This window comes from Rhizobium changzhiense, from assembly GCF_013087625.1.
Taxonomy (GTDB): domain Bacteria; phylum Pseudomonadota; class Alphaproteobacteria; order Rhizobiales; family Rhizobiaceae; genus Rhizobium; species Rhizobium sophorae.
This window is the reverse complement of the sequence record NZ_JABFCQ010000003.1, coordinates 563,327-583,899: the sequence shown is the minus strand read 5'-3', so window position 1 is coordinate 583,899 and position 20,573 is coordinate 563,327. Positions and strand designations below refer to the sequence as shown.

Annotated in this window: 21 protein-coding genes and 2 pseudogenes; 2 read left to right on the top strand and 21 right to left on the bottom strand. The window is 60.7% G+C overall.

The features are described 5' to 3' along the window. Positions 1 to 131: 131 nt before the first annotated feature. From G9X68_RS17835 to G9X68_RS17820, 4 genes and pseudogenes are all read right to left on the bottom strand, one after another. Positions 132 to 1,385 (bottom strand): MFS transporter, encoded by a 1,254-nt coding sequence (locus G9X68_RS17835; protein ID WP_171603918.1) that lies wholly within the window; start codon positions 1,383 to 1,385, stop codon positions 132 to 134. 322 nt (positions 1,386 to 1,707) lie between these two features. Next, complete coding sequence (locus tag G9X68_RS17830; protein ID WP_171603512.1) at positions 1,708 to 2,127, bottom strand: type II toxin-antitoxin system VapC family toxin; 420 nt, start codon at positions 2,125 to 2,127, stop codon at positions 1,708 to 1,710. Beyond that, complete coding sequence (locus tag G9X68_RS17825) at positions 2,124 to 2,378, bottom strand: FitA-like ribbon-helix-helix domain-containing protein (RefSeq protein ID WP_003550301.1); 255 nt, start codon at positions 2,376 to 2,378, stop codon at positions 2,124 to 2,126. The genes G9X68_RS17830 and G9X68_RS17825 overlap by 4 nt, the downstream gene beginning before the upstream one ends. 78 nt (positions 2,379 to 2,456) lie before the next feature. After that, positions 2,457 to 2,597, bottom strand: a pseudogene (locus tag G9X68_RS17820) (LysR family transcriptional regulator); the annotation flags it as partial. Between the two features lie 396 nt (positions 2,598 to 2,993). Here G9X68_RS17820 and G9X68_RS17815 point away from each other — a divergent pair. Next, a pseudogene (locus tag G9X68_RS17815) lies at positions 2,994 to 3,159 on the top strand (ribosome small subunit-dependent GTPase A); the annotation flags it as partial. Between the two features lie 86 nt (positions 3,160 to 3,245). Here G9X68_RS17815 and G9X68_RS32330 read toward each other — a convergent pair. The 13 genes from G9X68_RS32330 to G9X68_RS17755 form a co-directional block, all read right to left on the bottom strand. Next, entirely contained in the window at positions 3,246 to 3,434 is a 189-nt protein-coding gene (locus G9X68_RS32330) for a hypothetical protein (RefSeq protein ID WP_319004758.1), read from the bottom strand. 81 nt (positions 3,435 to 3,515) lie between these two features. Then, positions 3,516 to 4,877: an amidase gene (locus G9X68_RS17810; RefSeq protein ID WP_171603511.1), complete on the bottom strand. Its 1,362-nt coding sequence runs from the start codon at positions 4,875 to 4,877 to the stop codon at positions 3,516 to 3,518. A 12-nt stretch (positions 4,878 to 4,889) separates the two neighbouring features. After that, the gene (locus tag G9X68_RS17805) at positions 4,890 to 6,110 is read right to left on the bottom strand and encodes an ABC transporter substrate-binding protein (RefSeq protein ID WP_171603510.1); all 1,221 of its coding nucleotides are present in this window, start codon (positions 6,108 to 6,110) and stop codon (positions 4,890 to 4,892) included. Further along, the gene (locus G9X68_RS17800) at positions 6,110 to 7,180 is read right to left on the bottom strand and encodes a CobW family GTP-binding protein (RefSeq protein WP_171603509.1); all 1,071 of its coding nucleotides are present in this window, start codon (positions 7,178 to 7,180) and stop codon (positions 6,110 to 6,112) included. Before G9X68_RS17800 ends, G9X68_RS17805 begins: the two co-directional genes overlap by 1 nt. Continuing rightward, the gene (locus G9X68_RS17795; protein ID WP_129420990.1) at positions 7,173 to 7,505 is read right to left on the bottom strand and encodes a hypothetical protein; all 333 of its coding nucleotides are present in this window, start codon (positions 7,503 to 7,505) and stop codon (positions 7,173 to 7,175) included. Before G9X68_RS17795 ends, G9X68_RS17800 begins: the two co-directional genes overlap by 8 nt. Positions 7,506 to 7,562: 57 nt before the next feature. After that, a complete protein-coding gene (locus G9X68_RS17790; protein WP_129420989.1) occupies positions 7,563 to 8,444 on the bottom strand; it encodes a polysaccharide deacetylase family protein in 882 nt (293 codons plus the stop codon). 41 nt (positions 8,445 to 8,485) lie between these two features. Next, positions 8,486 to 9,595, bottom strand: coding sequence for an ABC transporter ATP-binding protein (locus G9X68_RS17785; protein WP_171603508.1), 1,110 nt, complete (start codon positions 9,593 to 9,595; stop codon positions 8,486 to 8,488). 74 nt (positions 9,596 to 9,669) lie between these two features. Further along, entirely contained in the window at positions 9,670 to 10,902 is a 1,233-nt protein-coding gene (locus G9X68_RS17780) for an ABC transporter substrate-binding protein (protein WP_129420987.1), read from the bottom strand. Between the two features lie 110 nt (positions 10,903 to 11,012). Beyond that, positions 11,013 to 11,780, bottom strand: coding sequence for an SDR family NAD(P)-dependent oxidoreductase (locus tag G9X68_RS17775; RefSeq protein WP_171603507.1), 768 nt, complete (start codon positions 11,778 to 11,780; stop codon positions 11,013 to 11,015). A gap of 13 nt (positions 11,781 to 11,793) precedes the next feature. Then, positions 11,794 to 12,537 (bottom strand): SDR family NAD(P)-dependent oxidoreductase, encoded by a 744-nt coding sequence (locus tag G9X68_RS17770; protein ID WP_171603506.1) that lies wholly within the window; start codon positions 12,535 to 12,537, stop codon positions 11,794 to 11,796. Then, positions 12,537 to 13,382 carry an ABC transporter permease gene (locus G9X68_RS17765; protein WP_129420984.1) on the bottom strand — a complete coding sequence of 282 codons (846 nt, stop codon included), beginning with the start codon at positions 13,380 to 13,382 and terminating at the stop codon, positions 12,537 to 12,539. Before G9X68_RS17765 ends, G9X68_RS17770 begins: the two co-directional genes overlap by 1 nt. Positions 13,383 to 13,384: 2 nt before the next feature. After that, positions 13,385 to 14,284 (bottom strand): ABC transporter permease, encoded by a 900-nt coding sequence (locus G9X68_RS17760; RefSeq protein ID WP_171603505.1) that lies wholly within the window; start codon positions 14,282 to 14,284, stop codon positions 13,385 to 13,387. 60 nt (positions 14,285 to 14,344) lie between these two features. Then, the gene (locus tag G9X68_RS17755; RefSeq protein ID WP_171603504.1) at positions 14,345 to 15,418 is read right to left on the bottom strand and encodes an ABC transporter ATP-binding protein; all 1,074 of its coding nucleotides are present in this window, start codon (positions 15,416 to 15,418) and stop codon (positions 14,345 to 14,347) included. A gap of 594 nt (positions 15,419 to 16,012) precedes the next feature. Between G9X68_RS17755 and G9X68_RS17750 the strand changes: the two genes are divergently transcribed. Beyond that, positions 16,013 to 17,023, top strand: a complete 1,011-nt coding sequence (locus G9X68_RS17750) for a GntR family transcriptional regulator (RefSeq protein ID WP_171603503.1) — start codon at positions 16,013 to 16,015, stop codon at positions 17,021 to 17,023. Between the two features lie 72 nt (positions 17,024 to 17,095). Here G9X68_RS17750 and G9X68_RS17745 read toward each other — a convergent pair whose 3' ends face one another. From G9X68_RS17745 to G9X68_RS17730, 4 genes are read right to left on the bottom strand one after another with little or no spacing between them, the layout of a single operon-like run. After that, the gene (locus G9X68_RS17745) at positions 17,096 to 18,067 is read right to left on the bottom strand and encodes a 5-oxoprolinase subunit C family protein (RefSeq protein ID WP_171603502.1); all 972 of its coding nucleotides are present in this window, start codon (positions 18,065 to 18,067) and stop codon (positions 17,096 to 17,098) included. Beyond that, a complete protein-coding gene (locus G9X68_RS17740) occupies positions 18,057 to 18,932 on the bottom strand; it encodes a 5-oxoprolinase subunit B family protein (protein WP_171603501.1) in 876 nt (291 codons plus the stop codon). The genes G9X68_RS17745 and G9X68_RS17740 overlap by 11 nt, the downstream gene beginning before the upstream one ends. Further along, entirely contained in the window at positions 18,932 to 20,317 is a 1,386-nt protein-coding gene (locus G9X68_RS17735) for an acetyl-CoA carboxylase biotin carboxylase subunit (RefSeq protein WP_171603500.1), read from the bottom strand. The genes G9X68_RS17740 and G9X68_RS17735 overlap by 1 nt, the downstream gene beginning before the upstream one ends. Beyond that, the gene (locus G9X68_RS17730; protein ID WP_171603499.1) at positions 20,314 to 20,556 is read right to left on the bottom strand and encodes an acetyl-CoA carboxylase; all 243 of its coding nucleotides are present in this window, start codon (positions 20,554 to 20,556) and stop codon (positions 20,314 to 20,316) included. Before G9X68_RS17730 ends, G9X68_RS17735 begins: the two co-directional genes overlap by 4 nt. Between the last annotated feature and the right edge of the window lie 17 nt (positions 20,557 to 20,573).

Here is a 20,573-nt window from a genome sequence, read left to right as displayed (position 1 = left end):
TTTGACAACGGGGGCGGGTCCGGTGTCCACAAATCAGGGGGTGGGGTTATAAAGTGTGGAATCGAGAAGCTTTGGTTAGCGCGTTGCGCAGTAAATCGAGAGCATTGTTGCGGGGCGAGAAATGCCCCTGTTCACGTCGCCATCGCTTGCTGCCTCCGACGCAGCCTGGGCCATAGGATCAACCAGCTCACCAAAGCAAGGTTGACGCAGTTCCAAAGGAAGCCATGCAGGAAGGCCAGGCGGTAAGAGCCGGTGGCGTCGAAAATGTAACCAGCGGCTAAGCCCCCACAAGCCATGCCAAGTACGGTCGCCATCAACACCAGGCTAATCCGGATACCTGCCTCACGTGGCGGCAAATATTTTCGAATAATCACGGCATACATCGGAACTATGCCGCCTTGGAATAGCCCGAACAGGCCGGAGATCACGTAAAGCGACGACTTGCTGTTGAAAGACAGATATAGCAGCAGCGCTGCCGCCTGCATTGAGGAACCGAGGATCAACATCGGCCCGGCACCGATCCGGTCGGCGACTGCCCCGGATGCCAATCGGCTGACCACACCCAATCCAAGCATCAAGGCGATGATCTGCGTGCCCACCGCCACACCGTAGCCGAGATCCCCGCAATAGGCGACGATATGGACCTGCGGCATTGACATTGCCATGCAGCACGCAAAGCCCGCGACGACGAGGACGACCTGCAACGCGTTCGGGCTTAGGCCCAGTTCGTTGCGTGCTGCTTCGGTTACCGCCTCGGCCTGGACATAGGTTAGGGTCTGTAGACGCCGCTTCAACAGCAGACCGATGGGCACCATCACCAGTGGGATGAAAATGCCGATTCCGACATGGGTTGCACGCCAGCCCTGGGTCGTCTGGAAATGCTCGATAGCCATCGGCCAAACCGCCCCGGAAAGATAGCTGCCCGAGGCCGCAAAGGCGACTGCGAGCGCCCGGTGCCTGCTAAACCAAAGAGAGAGGTCGGATATCAGCGGCGCGAAGCCGGCAGCAGATCCAAGGCCGATTACCAGCGAGAAGGCTGCGAACTGCCAGATATTGGTGGTAAGGGCAGCCAGGATGTAGCCAACGCAAAGCAGGAACGCGCCGATCAGCACTGGCACGACGATGCCGACCCGATCGGCCAGACGCCCCATTACAACCCCGCCAAAGGCAAAGCCAAGCATCGTGCAGGTATAGGGAAGCGAGGCACCGCCACGCACCGTGTCGAACTCGACTTGCAGGGTTGGAAGAAGCACCACGACGGACCAATTGCCGACGCAGGCAACGGTGCCGAGGATCAACGTGAGTACCAGCCGCCACCAGGCATACCCAGAGTCGACGTCGCCAGAATCGGATCCACCTGCCGCAGTCATCCGCTTTTCAAACATGGCCACGGCGAGAGCTCCTCAGGATCCGATTATGAACTGAAGGCTCTCGACTAACGCCAAGTGCATCCGTCTCGTATGACGAGCTTCGGCCCTTTGAATACCTGTTTGACAGGCCCATCCTCAAGCCCCCACCATTATCTGTCTACCATCGGACCAAAGTCCGACTCACTCGCAATAATTCGTCGATGTCAGCGCTGGTGCTTGTCCGGCGGATCAGCCGCCGGTAGCCGTCGGCCTTGATGTGGAAGACGCCGTGCTCGCCTGCGATGTCGATGATCTGCCCCGGCTTCTTCGCCCAACGGTACCTAAAACCACATGATGTTCATGGGAGCCAGGGGTTAATCACTTTCAACCCAACGGCCTCAAAAGGGATTGTGTCGCGAGTTGCGACGGCAAGGCCGTTCGCTACGGCGGTGGCTGCAATATATCCATCCGCCTTGCTGATCGCCTTCCCGGATACTCGAGCGCGCGCCATCAGTTCCGAGTAGAATTGGCTGGCGGCAAGACCGAAAGGCAGGATGCGTTCGGCAAAATGCGGAAGCACTTCGTCCTCCAGGCGATCGCGAAGGATAGTTTGCCGTTTGCCTGAGGGCATAGCAGCGATCCCAAAACGAAGTTCAGCAATTGTTATTGCGGAAACGAAGAGAGTTTCGATGGCTTGGGCGTCCAACCAAGCGACCACTGCTCCATCAGGAACCGGTTTCCACGGCTCCGATATCACGTTGGTGTCCAACAGGATCATTCGAAAGTCATGGGTTCAGCAGGCGCCTTATCGCGATTTTGCTGCAAGGCTTCAACGTCGCTATTGGAGAGCTCAGCGTCACGACCGATGGCCGCAAGTAAAGAGCCGAGCTTCACGCGTTCAGACGGGCGAACGGCGGCCTCGATAATGTCACGGATTTCGGCCTCTGTGCTTCTGCCATGATGAGCTGCTCGCACCCGTAGGGCGCGATGTGTTTCATCAGACAGATTGCGAATGGTGACCGCCGGCATTGATGTCAACCTAACAAAAACGATGTCGCTGACATCAGCATATGCACAATGATATCAATCGTCAAGATTGATACGCGGCTTGCGGGCGATCTTTGAAAGGAACGCCGGCAGCACGCCGGTTGTGGCCCGATAGACGGTGCCGATCCTGATCTGCCGGATGGTCTTGCCGGCCACCGCCCGTGTGATCTCGGCACTAAGATCGACCTCGCTCAAGATCCCCGACGAAGCGGCCGTAGAAGGTCTCCGGTTGAAAGTCTTGGCTCATCGACCACCGACTTGCTCTTGGGCCTGGTGATTAATGTTCACAAAATGAAGAAGAGGTGATAGTTTTGCGCAAGTTGTGAAGGATTTTCAGAGGTGACGCTCTTCGCCTGAATGGAGCTTCAACGAGCCCCCTGCGCGCTTGCAGTTAAAGCCAATCTGGCCAATCCGATCGCGTCACGGCTGAAGCCGGCAAGGTAAATCCGAGTATCGAGTCCTTTGGGCGATTGTTTCAGCAGCCGGAATTCCGTTTGACTTCCTTTTTGAGGATGAATCCTCAAACAGACGGCGGCGCCTTCGGGAAGTTACCGATCAAGCTCGGTCGCATCGCACCGGCTGATCCGGATCAAGGCCACCCATGCCCATGAACCTGGGTGCGCGGTCCAGGCAGCTGTCGCAAGCGGTGCCCTGGGCGTCGATCGCCTCGAAATGGCGGAGCCTGCTTGCCGAAATCAGCGACCGAACACCGGTCGTGAGCGGACCCCGCAGCAACAAGATCGTTCTCAAGAAGAAATATTGAAAGTGTTGAATGTCTGCGACGGTGCTCATCGGCGTCAGCCACAATCCGCCACCTGAATCGGCTGGGCTGGGGGATGGCGTGAGCGCTCAATGATTGGGATTGCGGTCAAGAAGAAGACCCTGCAAGCGGCCGCTCCCGCTTGTGAGGGATATGTCTTTGAACAACCGCGATATGAGGCGCGGTCGCAATCCTTGCCTCTCATCGATGAGGAGGAATGACATCCTCTTTATCTCGATCGTGATCACGCCTGCATTGTCATGCCGAGCGCGGAGCATCACGCTAGAAGGTAATCCTCGCGAAGTCAGTACAGACCGAGTGCTTCAGCAATCAGCAAGCATAGCACAGTCAGATTGGAGCTATCGTATGGCTTCTTCTGTGGCCAGCGCGACCGAAAGCAAATGCTCGTCGCCATTCGGCAAGCCGGAAAGGAGCAGACCGACAGGCATGCCGGCGTCGCCGGCGCCACAGGGGATCGAGACACCGCAGCCGTCGAGGAAGTTGCCGATCAGCGTGTTGCGCAACGTCTTGGCATTGGTTTTCACGAAAAGCTCGTCGTTGGTCAAAAGCGGTGCGGTCAGGGGCGCGACATGCGGCAAGGTCGGCGACACGACCAGTTCGCCCGGTCCGATGCTTGACGCAAATTCCGCCATCAGATGCTCACGGGCGGCCAACGTCTCGATATAGCCTGTCATGGTGATCTTCTCGCCCAGCCGCGTGCGAGCAACCACGCGAGGGTCCATTCCCTCGGCCTCCGGTCCCGCCAAACGTTCCCGGTGCAGCACGAAGGCTTCGGCCGTCACCAGCGGGCCGTATTTCGCCATCAGCTCAAAGATTGCGGCATAGGCCGGAAACGCCTGCCGCCGAATTTTTGCCCCGGACTTTTCCAGCAGCTTCAAGGCCACCTCGAAGGCCGACACCACGCCCGCTTCCGCATCATCGAAAACGATGGTTTCGGGAACGACGAGCGAAAGACCCTCGACCGAGCTACGGCGAACATCGGGTGTGCCGAGGCCGCGCATCGCCGCATCGATCCACACCGCATCCTGCACGGTATGGCAGAGCGGCCCGAGCGAATCGAGGCTTTTCGACAGCGGGAAAACACCCCGCATGGAATAGCGGCCGCGGGTTGCCTTGTAGCCGACGATGCCGTTGAAGGCTGCCGGAATGCGAACCGATCCGCCCGTGTCCGTCCCGATCGAAACCGGCACCAGTCCGGATGCCACCGCAACGCCGGAGCCGGACGAAGAACCGCCGGGCAACCGTGCACCATCGGTCGAGGCCGGGTTCTGCGGCGTTCCGTAGTGAGGATTTATGCCGAGCCCTGAAAAGGCAAACTCGCTCATATTGACCCGGCCGATGCTGACCATGCCGGCCCCGGCAAGCGCCGCAACGACATCGGCGTCCCGAGTTGCGGGTACCGATGTTTTGAGCACGGTGGAGCCGGCCGTTGTTGCAAGCCCCTCGATATCGAAAAGATCCTTCCAGGCGACCGGAATGCCGTCGAGCAGGCCAAGCGAACGACCATCCCTGATGCGCTTGGACGAAGCGGCGGCTTCAGCCCTCGCCCGCTGTTCCAGCAGGTTGACGAAGATCGACTGGTCCTTGCAGCTGTCAATGGCGATAAATGTTTCCTCAGCGAGCGCCACCGGATCAAGCGCGCCGTTCTGGATCAGCACGGAAAGCTGGGCGACTGTTTTTCCACCGTGAGACGGCATCATCCATTTCCTCTTCTACCGTCCGACAAGCTGCATCCACCGGCGGACGAGATAATTGTGTTCATCCATCGTCGTGTTCCAAACGGCGATGCAGTTTGCCCTTTGCCAGTATGACCCGCCGGCCCTTATACTGCCCTTGCGAATTCGCACCGATCCATCCGGGCCGGGAAGATCGGTGGCGGCAGGGAGCCCCTCGTACCAGTAATCCCACTCTGCCGGCATCATGAACTGCCGGGAACGTTGCGGCGTCGAGATGTAATAACCCTGACGCGCGACGACGGCACCGGGCCAGCCTGATATCCACCAGTTCAGATATTCGTAGGCGACATCAAGCATCCGGCCACTCAGATCCTTTGACAGGCACAGACCGCCATGCCAGGCTCGGTAGCCCTCGACGGGGACCGCCTGCTCGACGGGAATGCCCTGCCCATTCAGAATGTTAATCCCCGTCGACCACATGCTCTGTACATCGGTTTCACCGTCGACCATCAAGCGAGCGGCATCCTCTGCCGTTCGCCAGAACTCCCGGAAGAAACCGTCCTTCTTGCGTGCTTTCAGTAGATCGATCAGCCGGTCGATTTCGGCCACCGTCATATTGCCGATATTGTTGAACGACATCAGTCCTGCCGCCTGCGCGGCCAGCGCCGCATCGAAAATGCCGATGGCCGGCTCATCGACCAAGGAGACGCGGCCCGCCCATTTCTCGTTCAGCAGCGACGCCCAGGAATTCATCTCGATGGTATGCTTCACCACGTCAGTACGGTAGGCGAAACTGTCGAAATTGTGCGTCGTCGGCAACATCGAAATGCGCGGCGATGGCGTATCGCCAAGCGCGAGGTTCGGCTGTACGAACAGCTTCTTGGCCGGTACATCGCCCTGTCCCAGCCGCGCATTCGGGCCGATGTGGCCGGTCTTGGTGAGATCGTTGATCTCAGACCAGAGCTTGATCCGGCTGGTATCAATCGGTTGCACCGCGCGCCAGTACCAGACGATATCCAGATTGTGGAAACACTGGTCGTAAATATCGTAGCTACCCGGCTCCTGCGCCGCCTTATGCTGCGTCGTCAGGAAGTCGTTATTGTCGAAGGTGACGTCGATGCCGAGATCCTGCTCGGCCTGCAGACGTAGTTCCTCCAGCAGGGAAATCGCCGTGCCGAGTACGCGCAGCTTCGGCCTGCCCTGAAGATGGAGTGCAGGCATGGCAGGTGGTTGCGGCTTTGGCTGATGCTTGTTCATCAAGAGGTCTGGACGTCCTGTCGTGCTGACGGTGCTCCCCCGGCCAGGGAGGGCACCGGTCCTGCGAGGGTGAAGGCCTCGAAGGACCGTTTCAGCAGACTGGCATCGAGTCCGTCAACAATAAACACGAGATGCGAGCGGCGATCGTCCGAGGGCCAGGCAGCCATATGCGTGGGCGGGTGAACAAGATGCTGCACGCCATGGATGGCCACGGGCCGGGCCTCGCCCTCAAGATTGAGGATGCCCTTCACCCGCAGCACCCGTTCGCCGTGCCGGTGGAGTAACATGGTCAGCCAGACGCCGAACGCAGTCCAGTCTATGGCGCCCTCGACGCTCATGACGAAGGAGGTGACAGCCGCCCGATGGGTGCCGCCGTCGGCCGTCTTCAGCATGGCCGGCGTTTCGCAATAAAAGCCGCTCGGCGATTGAGCGATGCTGCCACGTGTGGCAACAGCCTCGTCAAACAGCCCCGCGACATCCAGCTCCTTATCGGCCGTCGATAGCAGAGCGGCATCGGGGTTGATCCGCCGCAGCCGCTCCCGAAGAAGGTCCAGACCGTCTTCATCGGCAATGTCCGTCTTCGTCAACATCAGCCGGTCGGCGATCGCCGCTTGCCGGTTGGATTCGATATAGGTATCGAGCTGGCGCATGCCGTTCACGGCATCGACCGTCGCGATGACGTTGCCCGGCCGGAGGTGATGCCGCAGCACCGGGTCGGCCTTCAGCGTCGACAGCACGGGAAAGGGATCGGCAAGGCCGGTGCTTTCGATCACCACGCGCTTGAAATTCGGAATGAGCCCACGCTCGCGCCTGGAATGCAGGTCGCGCAGCGCATCAGCCAGTTCACCGCGAACCGTGCAGCAGAGGCATCCCGATTGCAGCAACACCATCGTCTCATCGATCCGCTCGAGAAGATAATGATCGAGACCGATTTCACCGAATTCGTTGATGAGCACGGCCGTATCAGCCAGCGCCGGGTCGGTCAGCAGGCGTTTCAGCAAGGTCGTCTTGCCGGAGCCGAGGAAGCCGGTGAAGAGGTTGACGGGGGTAAAGGCAGGGCTATCAATCATGACGCCCGGCCTCCATCCGCTCGATGATGTCGATGTTCAGCGGATCGCAGATCCGGCCTGAAAGCCGCTCGGCAGCCGGCCAGAGGTGCCCGAGATCCTCGATGATTTCGCTTTTGCCGGTACGCGTCGCCAGCACGAAGGACGCCCCCTGCCAGTCCGACAACGTCATGCCGAAGCCCGCCAGCACCTGGTTTGCCACCCGCACCCGGTTGGCACGCTCGCGACGCCGATCGATCCGCTCGACATTGCGCGTAAAAACGCCGGGCCGCGCCACCGCATCGGCCCAGTGTTCATTTCCTCCGAGAACCCCGCACAGCGAGCACATAGTATTTCCTTGAAATATGTGAAAGGAGCGGACACCGCCCGCTCCTCGTCTTGCCGTTTACTTTTTGCGCGGAAAGCGCTTGGCAAAGTCGTCGGCGATTTCATTCATGGTCACGAACTTGACGCCCGGATGCTTGCTCATATGCGCAAAAAGCCGCTCCAGCATCATCAGCACCTGCGGACGGCCGGCGACATCCGGATGGATGGTGATCGGGAAGACGGCATAATCCATTTCGCGATAGACCCAGTCGAACTGGTCGCGCCACATCTGCTCGATATCGTGCGGATTGACGAAACCGTGGCTGTTCGGCGCCTTCTTGATGAACATCATCGGCGGCAAGTCGTCGAGATACCAGGAAGCCGGAATTTCGATCAGGTCGGTTTCCTGGCCGCGCTTCAGCGGCACCATCCAGTCGGACGGCTTCTTCGAATAGTCGATCTTGGTCCAGCTGTCGCCGACACGCACGTAATAGGGCGTGAAGTCGTTGTGCATCAGCGAGTGGTCGTACTTGATGCCGCGCTCAAGAAGCAATTCATTGGTGACGTTGGAAAACTCCCACCACGGCGCGACATAGCCGGTCGGCCGCTTGCCGGAAAGCTTGGTGACGAGATCGATGCACTTGTCGAGAATTTCGGTTTCCTGCTCGCGGGTCATCGCGATCGGGTTTTCATGGGTATAGCCATGAATGCCGATCTCGTGGCCGGCATCAGCCACCGCCTGCATCTGCTCCGGAAAGGTCTCGATCGAGTGACCGGGGATGAACCAGGTCGTCTTGATACCGAAACGCTCGAACAGCTTCAGCAGGCGTGGGCTGCCCACCTCGCCGGCAAAAAGCCCGCGCGAAATATCGTCCGGCGAATCCTCGCCGCCATACGATCCGAGCCAGCCTGCAACGGCATCGACGTCGACGCCGAAGCTGCAAAAGATTTCCTTCGCCATGGGTTATGTCTCCTTTTAGTTTCTTGTCAGAGAGTGTCGTTTCAGTGAACGGGAATGACGGTTGCTTCCGCCGGACTCCACGACAGAAGAACGCCGGCGCCGACCGGAAAGGTCTCCGGCTGGTATTTATCGATATGGGCCTCGAGCGCGACGGAACGCCCGTCCGGCAGGCTGGCCGTCAGGTGCGAGACGTGGCCGACCACGGCGAAATGCTCGATCCGCGCATCGACGACATTGCCGCCGATCTTGCCGACAAGACGCTCGCGCAACTGGGTGTCGGCCGCATGCACCTCGATCGCTTCAGCGGGAATGACGAGATTGACTTTGGCCTTGCCGGGCACGGCACCATTGGCGCGCCCCGACAGCATGCCGACAGGGGTGGACACGACGGTGTTTTCCCCGTCGCCGCCCTGCACCTCGCCCTGAAAGATCGTGTTGCGGCCGATGAACTGCGCCACGAACGGCGTGTTCGGCCTTGTATAGAGCTGATGCGGCGGGCTGATCTGCTCGATGCGGCCCTGATTCATGACGACGATGCGGTCGGACAACGCCAGTGCTTCCGACTGCGCGTGGGTGACGAAGATGAAGGTGATGCCTAGTGTCTTCTGTAGCAATTTCAATTCGTTCTGGATCGCCTTGCGCAGATTGGCGTCGAGCGCGCCGAGCGGCTCATCGAGCAACAGTATATCCGGCTCCACGACGAGACCACGCGCCAGCGCGATGCGCTGGCGCTGGCCACCCGACAACTTGTCCGGCTTGCGATCGGCGATATCCTCCAGGCCGAGTGTCGCAAGGATGCGATCGACCTTGGCATCACGCTCCGCCCTTGCCATGCCCTTGACCTCCAGACCGTAGCCGACATTGCGGCGCACGGTCATGTGCGGAAACAACGCATAACTCTGGAAGATCATCGAGGTCGGCCGCCCCTGCGGTGACACGTCGTTCATCCGCATGCCCTTGATCATCATGTCGCCGGAGGAAATCCCCTCGAAGCCGGCGATCATCCGTAGCGTCGTCGTCTTGCCGCAGCCGGACGGTCCGAGAAACGCGATAAACTCGCCCTTGGTGACCGAAAGGTTGAAATCGATGACGGCCGGTGTGCCGTTGTCGTAGACCTTGCCAACATTTCTGAGTTCGAGGTCGTAGATCATGGGGTTGCTCCGGACGGTGTGGGATACGTCTGATTGTGTACCCTCCCCTTGAGAGGGGGAGGGTAGAAAGAAGCTTATGCGCTGAGGAACTCATCCCACTTCTGGATGAGGTGGTCGTATTCATCCGGCCACTGGTGCCAATAGGCGACATTAGCCGCGCGCTCCTCAAGCGAACCACCGTCCCGAAGATCGCCTTCCTTGATGCCGCGCTCTTCCGCGCCGACCCAGGGCTTGCCCTCATACCAGAAGGCATATTTCTCCGGCGCCATGACATCCTTGATGTTCGTCGAAGGCGAATAGTAGCCCTGCTCGGAAACCGCGATGCCCGGCTCGCCGGAAAGCCAGTAGTCGGCATAGGCGATAACGGCTTCCTTATTGGTCGTACCGGCAATCATCGTTGGGCCGATCGCCCAGCCGCGATAACCTTCCTTCGGCACCGCGTACTTGCAGGGCTTGCCCTGCGCTTTGACGGCCATGACCGCCGGCTGCCAGGCGTCGCAGACGACCATTTCGCCCGATGCCATCAAGTTGACGAGCTCGCCGAAATCACCCCACAGCGCGCGGAACTGACCTTCCTTCTTCTTCGAAATCAGGAATGCGGCCGCCTCGTCGATTTCCGCCGCCGTCGCATTGCCGGGGTTCTTGACATCGGAAAGGCCCAGCGTGTTCATCGCCATGATGGCCTGGCCGAAAGCGATCAGCGGGTCGGTGTTGAGGCCGGACTTGCCCTTCCACTTCGGATCGAAGATCGCCGCCCAGGTGTTGGCTTCCTCGGCGCTGACGACATCGGGATTGTAGCCGATCGAATCGTAGTTATAGACGGCAGGCACCATGTTGAGCGTGGTCTGCGCCTCGTCGGCCCAGATCTGGCCGGTGATCTGCGATTTCACATCCCACTTGTCGCTCGGCTTGGTGAACACCTCGCGAATGTTCGCCCAGTTCTTCAACGATGCGGCCGGGATGACCTCGACATTGTCGGTCATGACGATCGACGGCAGGCGCTCGGCGATGATTTCCCAGCAATCGTAATCCTTCGAACCGGATAGGATCTTGGTCTGTGCATCCGGGAAGGTCGCCGCCGTGCCGGACGTGCTGCCGACGCCGGACGCCTTCTTGAACTCTTCCAGAATACGCTCCTGAACCGTCACCGAAAGACCGATGGTGCGCAGGCTTTGGCCGGCAAGATCGGCAGCCTGGGCATAGGCTGCGCGAGACGACAGAAGATGCGTGCCGCCGCCCATGGCGAGCGCCATCATGCCTGCGGACCGCTTCAGAAGGGAGCGGCGATTGATTTCCATGTTGGACATGTCTCTTCTCCAGTTGATTGTTGTTCCCCGAACCCCGTTTGATCGCGGCCCATTCTTCAGTCTCCGCAGGCCGCAGGCGGCGATAACGCTCGCCATGCAGCCTTGACGGTTCAGTAGCGCCCCACCAAGAGGCCCCCATCCACGACCAGCACCTGGCCGGTCATGTATCTCGCGTCGTTCGACGCCAGAAATGCGATGACATCCGCTATATCCTCGGGCGTGCCGAGCCGCCCCATCGGGATGAATTCGGCGGCTTTTTCAGCGCCCGCCGGACCCAGAGAATTTTCTTCCGACAGAAGCTGCGCCGTGCGGATGTATCCGGGCGCGATGCCGTTGACCCGCACGCCGTCTCGCGCCAATTCCACGGCCAGACCGCGCACGAGGCCGATGACGCCGGACTTGGCCGCCGAATAATGCACATGCTCGTCCCAGCCATAGGCAATTCCCATGATCGAGGAGAGCGCGACGATGCTGCCGGATTTGCGCGAACGCATGCCGGGAGCCGCCGCCCGCGCCAGCCGGAAAATGCCCTTGAGATCGATATCGAAGGTCAGGTCCCACTTTTCGTCGGTGAGATCTGCCAGCGGCGTGCGGTGTGCGATCCCCGCATTGGCGACGACCACATCGATACCGCCGTGGCGGGTTTCTACGTCTGCCACCAGCGCCTCGGCGGCCTCGGTCGATCGCACGTCGTAAAGCGCGAATTCCGCCGATCCGCCAGCCGACAGAATGGCCTGCGCTGTCTCCATTCCCTGCTTTTCCAGAATGTCGGTGACGATGACGTGGTCGCCCCGCGCGGCAAGCGCCTTGGCCGTCGCCTGCCCGATGCCGATCCCGGCGCCGGTGACGATGGCAATACGTTTCGATGGTCCAGTCATGGTTTAGTCCCTCTCACAGCATCACATCGCCGGAATTCGGCCCGAGCGTCTGGCCGACGAACAGACTCGCTGCCGGCGATGCGAGGAAGGCGACCGTTTCGGCCACTTCCTCAGGCTCGCCGAAACGCCCAAGTGGTAGTTCGGCCTTCTTGGCGGTGCGCCAGTCGTCGGACAGCGCCATCACCAGCGGTGTGTTGATCGGCCCCGGCGCCACGGCGTTCACCCGCACGCCGCGCTTGGAAACCTCGCGGGCCAGCGCCTTGGTCATCCCGATGATGGCCGCCTTGGCGCTGGAATAATGCACAAGCTCGACGCCGCCGATCTGGCCGAGTTGCGAGGCGACATTGACGACGACCCCCTCGCCGCGGTCCAGCATCGCCGGCAGCACCGCCTTGGTCATCAGGAAGGTGCCGCGCACATGCACGGCGAACATCCGGTCGAAATCCTTGACCTCGAGATGTTCGAACAGCGCCTGATGGGCGATGCCGGCATTGTTGACGAGGAGGTGCGTCTTGCCATGCGCCGTCACCGCAGCGGCGTGGACGGCAGCCACGTCGTCTTCGGATGACACGTCCCCGGCAATGGCGGCAGCCGTTCCGCCTGCCGCCTGAATTTCACCGGCGACCGCATCGGCCCGGACCAGCGACAGATCGTTGACCATCACCGCGTAGCCCACGGCCGCCAGCTTGTGGGCGATGGCCCGGCCGATACCGGAGCCGGCACCCGTGACGATCGCCGAGCGCTTTTGCGTCACCATCACGCCTCCTCCTGGATTGCCATCTGCTTGGCGCGGCGCACCGACAGCGTCATCAGCACGGCGTAGGTGCCCAGCAGCGCAAAGGAGAACAGTGTGGTCAGCACCCCGAAGGCGAAGACATTCGGATGCACTTCCACCGAGAAAGTGCCGTAGATGGCCAGCGGCAGCGTCAGGTCACGGCCGGAGGCAAACAGCGTGCGCGAGAACTCGTCGTAAGACAGCGTGAAGGCGAACAGCATGGCCGACAGCACGCCCGGAAAGATCAGCGGAAAGGTGATCTTGCGGAAGGTGCGCGCCGGAGAGACCCCGAGCGACCAGGCCGCCTCCTCGACGCTGGGATCGAAGCGGTTGAAAATGGCCAGCATAACCAGAAAGGCGAAGGGGAAAGTGTAGACGACGTGCAGCACGAAGGCCGTGCCCCACCAATGGCGGTCGATCCCGAGCGAGTTGGCAACCAGCGCCATGCCGAGGCCGACGAGCACGCCGGGCACCATCATGCCAAGCACGATCAGATAGAACACAAAGCCGGAGCCCTTGAACTTGCGGCGGAACGCCTGCGCTGCCGAAACACCGAGAACCGTCGAGACGATCATCGTCATCACCGCCAGCCCCATCGACCGGACGAGTGCCTGCTCGATCGGCAACGGTGCGATGCGCGAGGGCGGCGTCAGACCGAAGAGATGCTTGTACCAGTAGGTCGACCATTCGATGATTGGAAACTGCGGTCCGCCTTCCGGCCCTGTCTGGAACGACAGGATCGCCAGAACCACGAGCGGCCCGTACAGGAAGACAAGGAAGAGCGCGGTATAGGTGCCGAGACCGAATTTGATGCCGGTTGCGTTCATGATCAGAGCTCCTTCCTGAGATCGACGATCCTGAGCAGGGCAGCGACCACGGCGCCCATGAGGATCGTCAGCACCACGCCGGCCACCGCCGCGAAGGCCCATTTAAGCGACCCGACCTGGGTAACGATGATGTTGCCGAGCAGGTTGACCTTGCGGCCCGAAAGTGCGGCCGAGGTGGCGAATTCGCCAAGAACCATAACCGAGACGAAGATGCCGCCGACGACCACGCCCGGCATGGACAGCGGCAGGATGATGGTGCGGAAGATGCGGCCGAAGCTGGCACCCAGATCCTGTGCAGCCTCGATCACCGATGGATCGATACGGCCGAGCATGAAAGCGATCGGACCGACCATGAAGACGCAGTAGATCTGCGTCATGCCGATAATGACCGACAGTTCCGAAAACAGCAGGATCTCGATCGGCTGCTGGACGACACCGATCTTCATCAGGATCAGGTTGATCGCACCTTCCTTGCCGAGCATCGGCCGCCAAGCCAAGACGCGGATAAGGAACGAGGTCCAGAAGGGAATGACGCAGAGGACCAGAAGAACGGTCTGGATCGTCTTGTTCCTGACGAACAGACCGACAAAAAGGGCGGCCGGATAGCCGACCAGCACCGTCGAGACCAGCACGATCAGCCAGATGCGCACCGTCGTCCAGAGCGCACCCAGATAGGTCTCGCTGCTGAAGAAGGTGATCCAGCTCTTCAGCGTCAGGATCGGTTCGATCTTGAAGGTCGTCTGCGTCCAGAACGAGACATAGACCATCATCAGGATCGGCAGCACCAGAAACAGCACCATCCAGATCACGCCGGGCGCCAGCAGCCAGAGCGCGGGACCGGAGAGCTTCCGTTTGCTGGTCGTTTCGACCTGCGCTTCATCGCCAATCGCGACCATCGTCATCTCTCATTCTCCAGAACAGGCAAGGGCGTTTGCGACCGGACTTTTTCAGGCAGGGCGTTTTCAGGCAAAGACAAGAGCGTCCTCCCGCTTCCAGACCAGCGCGTAGCGGCCTTTCTCGACATAGGTTTGCGGTGCGGAGCGGCTGAGGTGCGTTTCCACCTCGAACACTCGGCCGTCATCGAGCGCAAAGAAGGAATTGATTGCCGCCCCGGAATATTCGCTGGCGACGAAATTGCCCTCTAGACGCACCTCCCCCTGAAGGACCGGCGCATTCTGCTCGCGGATATCGACCCGGTCGTAGCGGATCGCATAGGCAGGCTGCGATGCCGGCTGGCGAAAGCCCCCCAGCGCAAATCGTCCGGTCGGACTGACGAAAACATCACCGGTAACACTGCCGGAAAACAGATTGTAGCAATTGAGAAAGCGCGCGACGGCAGGCGATGCCGGGCGGTTGTAGAGGAGATCGGAGTGAGCGGACTGGGCGATGTGCCCACGGTCAAGCACCAGCACCGTATCGCCCATGGCGAGCGCCTCGCTTTCGCTGCCGGTCACATGCAGGAAGGTGACGCCGCAGCGCTCGCGGATAGCACGCAGTTCGGTGCGCATCCGGGAGCGCAGATTGGCGTCGAGCGCACCGAGCGGCTCGTCGAGCAGAACCATCTTCGGCTCGGTCACCAGCGTGCGGGCCAGAGCGACGCGCTGGCGCTGGCCACCGGAAATCTGCGTCACGGCCCGGTCTTCAAGGCCCGTCAGTCCGACCAGCGAAATGATGTCACGCACCCTGGCCTTGACGCTGGCGGCATCGGTGACCGGGTTGAGCTCGCGGTTGACAAGGCCGAAGGCGATGTTTTCCGAGACCGAAAGATGCGGAAACAGGGCGAAATTCTGGAAGACGAAACCGATACCGCGATTGTGCGGCGCGATGCCGTCGATCCGCTTGCCGCCGAACAGGATCGCGCCCTGTTCCGGCTCCTCGAAACCGGCAATCACCCGCAGAAGCGTGGTCTTGCCGGACCCGCTCGGGCCGAGAAGCGAGATATAGGCATCATCGGGCAAGGCCAGTTCGACCCTGTCCAGCGCCTTGAGGTCGCCGTAGGATTTCGAGACGTTCATGAGTTGAAGAGCTGCCGACATCGCTATTCTGCCAGTTCCAAAGGCAAGGAACATTCTACCGGCAAAGCTTCGCCCATACCCGAACCGCTGATAGGTCCCGGCAGGCAAGCAAAAGCCGTTCGCGCAAAACATCACACGCGCGTCAAGAGATGTTCCTTGGCGTTTTAAGAAGTTCCACCTGTTACGCTTCTTGCGAGCGCCTGCATTACAAAAACTATGACACGAATGGTTTTTGTATTCAATAGGCTTTTACAAAATCAAGACATGTCGGCTCGGCGCACCCCGAAGACACAGTGGTCACCCCTTAAAAGCCAGCGCACCTTTTCGTGCCGCAAACGTTCTACGCAAGTCAAAACACACTTTGCAGTCTCATAAGAGAACTATTCCCAAGAAAACTGGCAATAAACCGGAGCAGCTCATCAAGCGGCAGAATGCGGGTGCCTTTATCATGTCGATCTCAGCCCGAGGTCGCTACCCATTCATTCACTCTCTCGACAAAATGAATTTTATCGTGACATTGTATTCAATAATCATTTTATTTTTGCCTGTCCTTGCTCCCTGCAAATGCGTAAAACTGAATTTAGGACATGGGCCAGAGGGAAAGCGCCGGATTTCATGACCGAAGATCGAACCAGGTCGACCGCGCAGAAGCGATACGAAATCGCCGAGGATATTCTGCGCAGTAACATTATCGACGGCGTTCTGCCGGAGGGTCTGGTGCTGCTCGAAGGTCCCATTGCGGACATCCTGCAAATTTCCCGCGCGCCCGTTCAACGTGCGCTGCAAACCCTTGAAATCGAGGGGCTTCTGCATCGCTTCAGCGGCCGGGGCTATCTCGTCGGAGCGCCGAATCGAGGCATCGAGCCCAACCGCACCGATATCAAGACGCTTGGACTGCACATTACAAGCCATGCCGACGAGGCACTCCAGAGCCGGTCGTCCTGGGAGCGCATCTACAATACCGTCGAGGCGGATGTGGCCGGATGCGTCGTGTTCGGCCAGTACCGCATCGTCGAGATCGAGCTTGCAAACCATTTCAACGTCAGCCGCACCGTCGTGCGCGACGTGCTGACCCGGCTGCGCGAGCGCGGGCTCGTGCGCAAGAACCAGAGTTCGCATTGGATCGCCGGTCCGCTGACGGCCCAGATCGTCAAGGATCACTTCGTTCTGCGGCGCATGCTGGAGCCACAGGCTATCGTTGTCGGAGCAGGGCATATCGACCACGCCGTCCTGACCGATCTGTTTACCCGCCTCTCCACGCTCGAGCAGCAACAGCCGAAAGATTATCTCGGTGCGGTCGAGGCCATCCAGTCCAACTTCATCGAAACCTGCGTTCTGGCGACACCGAACGAACGGCTGAAGGATCTGATCCGCAACAATCTTCTGCCGGTGACGGCGACCGAGCGGCTGCTTCGCCGCCTTGGCCTTCCCGGCGATCCGGCGATCATCACCGAGCTTCGGCTGATCGCCGAGCTGCTGATGCGTGGCGCGGCGACGGCCGCTGCCGCTATGATGGAGAGCCACCTCGATGCCTCCGTCAACCGCACGATCGCCCAGATGAAGATCGTTGCGATCATTCCAGGCCCGAGCGTCACGGCCGATTATCTGACGCGGGTGATGGAATAGCGGCAGCACCGACTTGTCTTTCCCGCTGCCACAGTCGCCATGTCGCAAAGCCCGCATCGGATCACCCCTTCCTTAGGCCACTGCCCTGCGAAGGCTGGTCAACAGGGCTTGCCGGTCCGCCCGCGCCTTAAGCGCCTCGTCCATCGTCACCTTGACGAAGCGGGTGGGCGTATGAGGCTGGAGCTGGCCGATAAGATCCATGTCGGCGGAGATGACCGTTCCAACCATGAAGTAGCCGCCACCCGAGACGGCGTCCCGGTGCAGGATGATCGGTTCGTTGCCGCCCGGGACCTGAATGGAGCCATAGGGATAGCAGCTGTCGACGATGTTCGACGGATCGGAACCGGCGCCAAAAGGTTGCTCGCGCTCAACGAAATCGAGCTTGCGTCCGCCCTTGAAGCGATAACCCATGCGGTCGGCCTCGTTGGCGACTTTCCATTCGTCGGCGAAGAAGTTTTGCTGCGATTCTTCCGTGACGCGGTGCCAGTAGAGGCCCGGCAAAACGCGAAGCTCCGCCAGCATGCCCGGCTTACGGCGCAAATCTTCGGGGACCGTCCGACCCTCGGTCGCAAGGCTAGCAGTGCCGACCGGAAGCTCGTCGCCGGCTGCGATCGCCCGGCCCTTGTAGCCGCCGAGTGCGCCGATCGGATAGGTCGAGCGGCTGCCAAGTGCTTCCGGCACATCGATACCGCCCGAGACAGCGATGCAGATACGTGCGCCGGATTTGAGGTAGTCGAAGGTCAGGGTCTGCCCGGCCTTGACCTTGAAGGCGGTCCAGCCGGGTTGCGCGACGCCGTCGACGTTGGCCGGCATCTCGGCGCCGGTGACGGCAACCAGTACATCCTTGGTGAATTCGAGCTTCGGCCCGATGAAGACGGCTTCAAGCCCGGCAGCACCCTCGTCATTGCCGACGAGCAGGTTTGCCGCCCGCAGCGCGTAACGGTCCATCGCACCGCCGACGGGTATGCCGAGGTGGAAATAGCCGGGCCGGCCGAGATCCTGGACGGTGGTGGCGAGACCATGATGAAGAACCTTAATGGCCATTGAGCATGCCCTCCAGCGTGGCGTTGTAGCCGTCGATGTCCTTCTGGAACTCCCTGAGATCGAAGCTGACCTCGCGGATCGGCGGAGCAAACCGGCCCTTGTCGACATCCTCGACCGCCTGGTCGTAGGCATCGCGGCCGATCGGCTTGAACTTGACGATGTCGCCGGGGCGGAAGAACACCATGAAGTCTCGGAGATAGCTGGTGGTCTGGGTCGGATCGAAGATCGGCATGGGGGTGATGCCGAACATCTGGTAACCGCCCGCACCGCGCACGGAGTAGATGCAGCCGAAGCAACCGCCATGGCCGACGGTCAGTCTCGGGGTATCGGTGCGCGGGCGAAGATATTTCGGAACCTGGATCTGCCTTTGGCGCTCGACCATCTGGTACATGAACGGCAGTCCGGCCACGAAACCGACCATGGAGACGAACCAGGGCGAACCGGAATGGGCGGCGACGAAATCATCGACCGAACCGAAATTGTTGATGCGGGCGGCGTAGTCGAGATCGGTACCCGCGGGATCCTGGTGGCGCTCGCGGAAGCGCATCAGCGTTTCGTGCGTCCAGGGATCATTGTAGAACACCGGAATTTCGACGATCCGGGTCTTGATCACCGGTTCGGCCTTGCTGGCGGCTCCTTCGATCGACTTTACCTCCCGTAGAATATCGTTGGGGTGGATGATGTCGGGATTGAACTTGATCTGGAATGATGCGTTGGCCGGGCAGATTTCGGACACGCCCTTGATGCCGCTTTCGCGCACCCCGGTTGCCATTGACAGACTGGTGAAGAAGGCTTCGAGCGACATCTCCTCACTGCATTCGATGAACAGATGCTCATCGCCCCCGAACGAATATCGTATGCTCATCAGGCAACCTCCGCGGTCTTGCCGGAAAGACCGGCGAATTCGGTTTCAAGCCATGTTTCGAGGAAGCGAGTGTGGAACGCGCCGCGGCGGACGCTCTCGTCGCTGGCAAGCGCCAGATGCAGCGGCACCGTCGTTGGAATGCCGGTAATCGTCAGGCCCTCGAGCGCGCTCTTCAGCCGCTCAAGGCATGCGTCGCGGCTTTCGGCCCAGACGATCAACTTGCCGACGAGCGAATCGTAGAACGGCGGGATGGAATAACCTTCGTAGAGCATAGTGTCGAAGCGGATGCCTTTGCCCTCGGGAACTTTCAGCGTCTCGATCCGCCCAGGTGCCGGCATGAAGTTGCGGGACGGATCCTCGGCATTGATGCGGCATTCGATGGCGTGGCCGCGCGCGACGATATCCTTCTGGGCGATCGACAGCTGGGCGCCGCCGCAGACCTTGATCATCTCCTGCACGAGGTCGATGCCGGTGATCATCTCGGTCACCGGATGCTCGACCTGGATGCGGGTGTTGACCTCGATGAAGTAGAATTCGCGGGCGATCTCGTCGTAGAGATATTCGACAGTGCCGGCGCCGCGATAGCCAACCTCCCTGGCAAGCGCGACGGCGCTAGCGCACAGCTTTTCACGCACGGCCGCTGGCAGCAGGAAAGAAGGCGCTTCTTCCCAGACCTTCTGGCGACGGCGCTGCAGTGAGCATTCGCGCTCAAAGCAATGAACGAAATTCTCGCCGTCGCCAAGAATCTGAACCTCAACATGACGGGCCGTGGTGACAACCTTCTCGAGATAGAGCCCGCCATCGCCGAAGGCGGCAGCGGCCTCCGCCGAAGCCTGCGGGAAATGCCGTTCCAGGTCCGCCATGTTGTCGGCGATGCGAATGCCGCGCCCGCCGCCGCCGGCAGCGGCCTTGATCATGATCGGAAAGCCGGTGTTGTTCGCGATGACGCGGGCCTCGTCGAGGCTGGCGATCCGTCCGGCACTGCCGGGAACGGTCGGCACGCCGGCGCGGGCGGCCACCGCGCGGGCGGCGACCTTGTCGCCGAGCAGGCGGATCGCGTCACCCTTCGGACCGATGAAGATCAAGCCGGTAGCTTCGACCGCGTCGGCGAAATCGGCGTTTTCGGAGAGGAAGCCATAGCCCGGGTGCACCGCATCGACGCCGGTCGCCTTGGCGGCGGAAACAACGGCATTGATATTGAGGTAGGATTTGGCGGCAGATGGCGGGCCGATATTCACGGCCTCGTCGGCCAGCTTCACCGCCAGCATGTCGGCATCCGCTGCACTGTGGACCTGTACGGTGCGGATGCCGAGCGCCTTTGCCGCCTTGATGATACGCACCGCGATCTCGCCGCGGTTAGCAACGAGGAGCGAGCGGATGGTCATGCTTCTACCTCTGCGATCACCTGGCCGGCCATCACCGGCTCTTCATTGTCGACAAGGAAGCGGATGGCCGTGCCGTCGATGCCCGCCGGGATTTCCTGGAATGTCTTCATCACCTCGATCATGCCGATGGTGTCGGCACTTGCGACCGCGTCGCCGTCCGCCTTGAACGGGGTCGCGTCCGGCGCCGGCGTCCGGTAAAACGTGCCCGGCAAGGGCGATCTGATTTCCAGCTTGCTCATGTCTCTCTCCGCTTAAA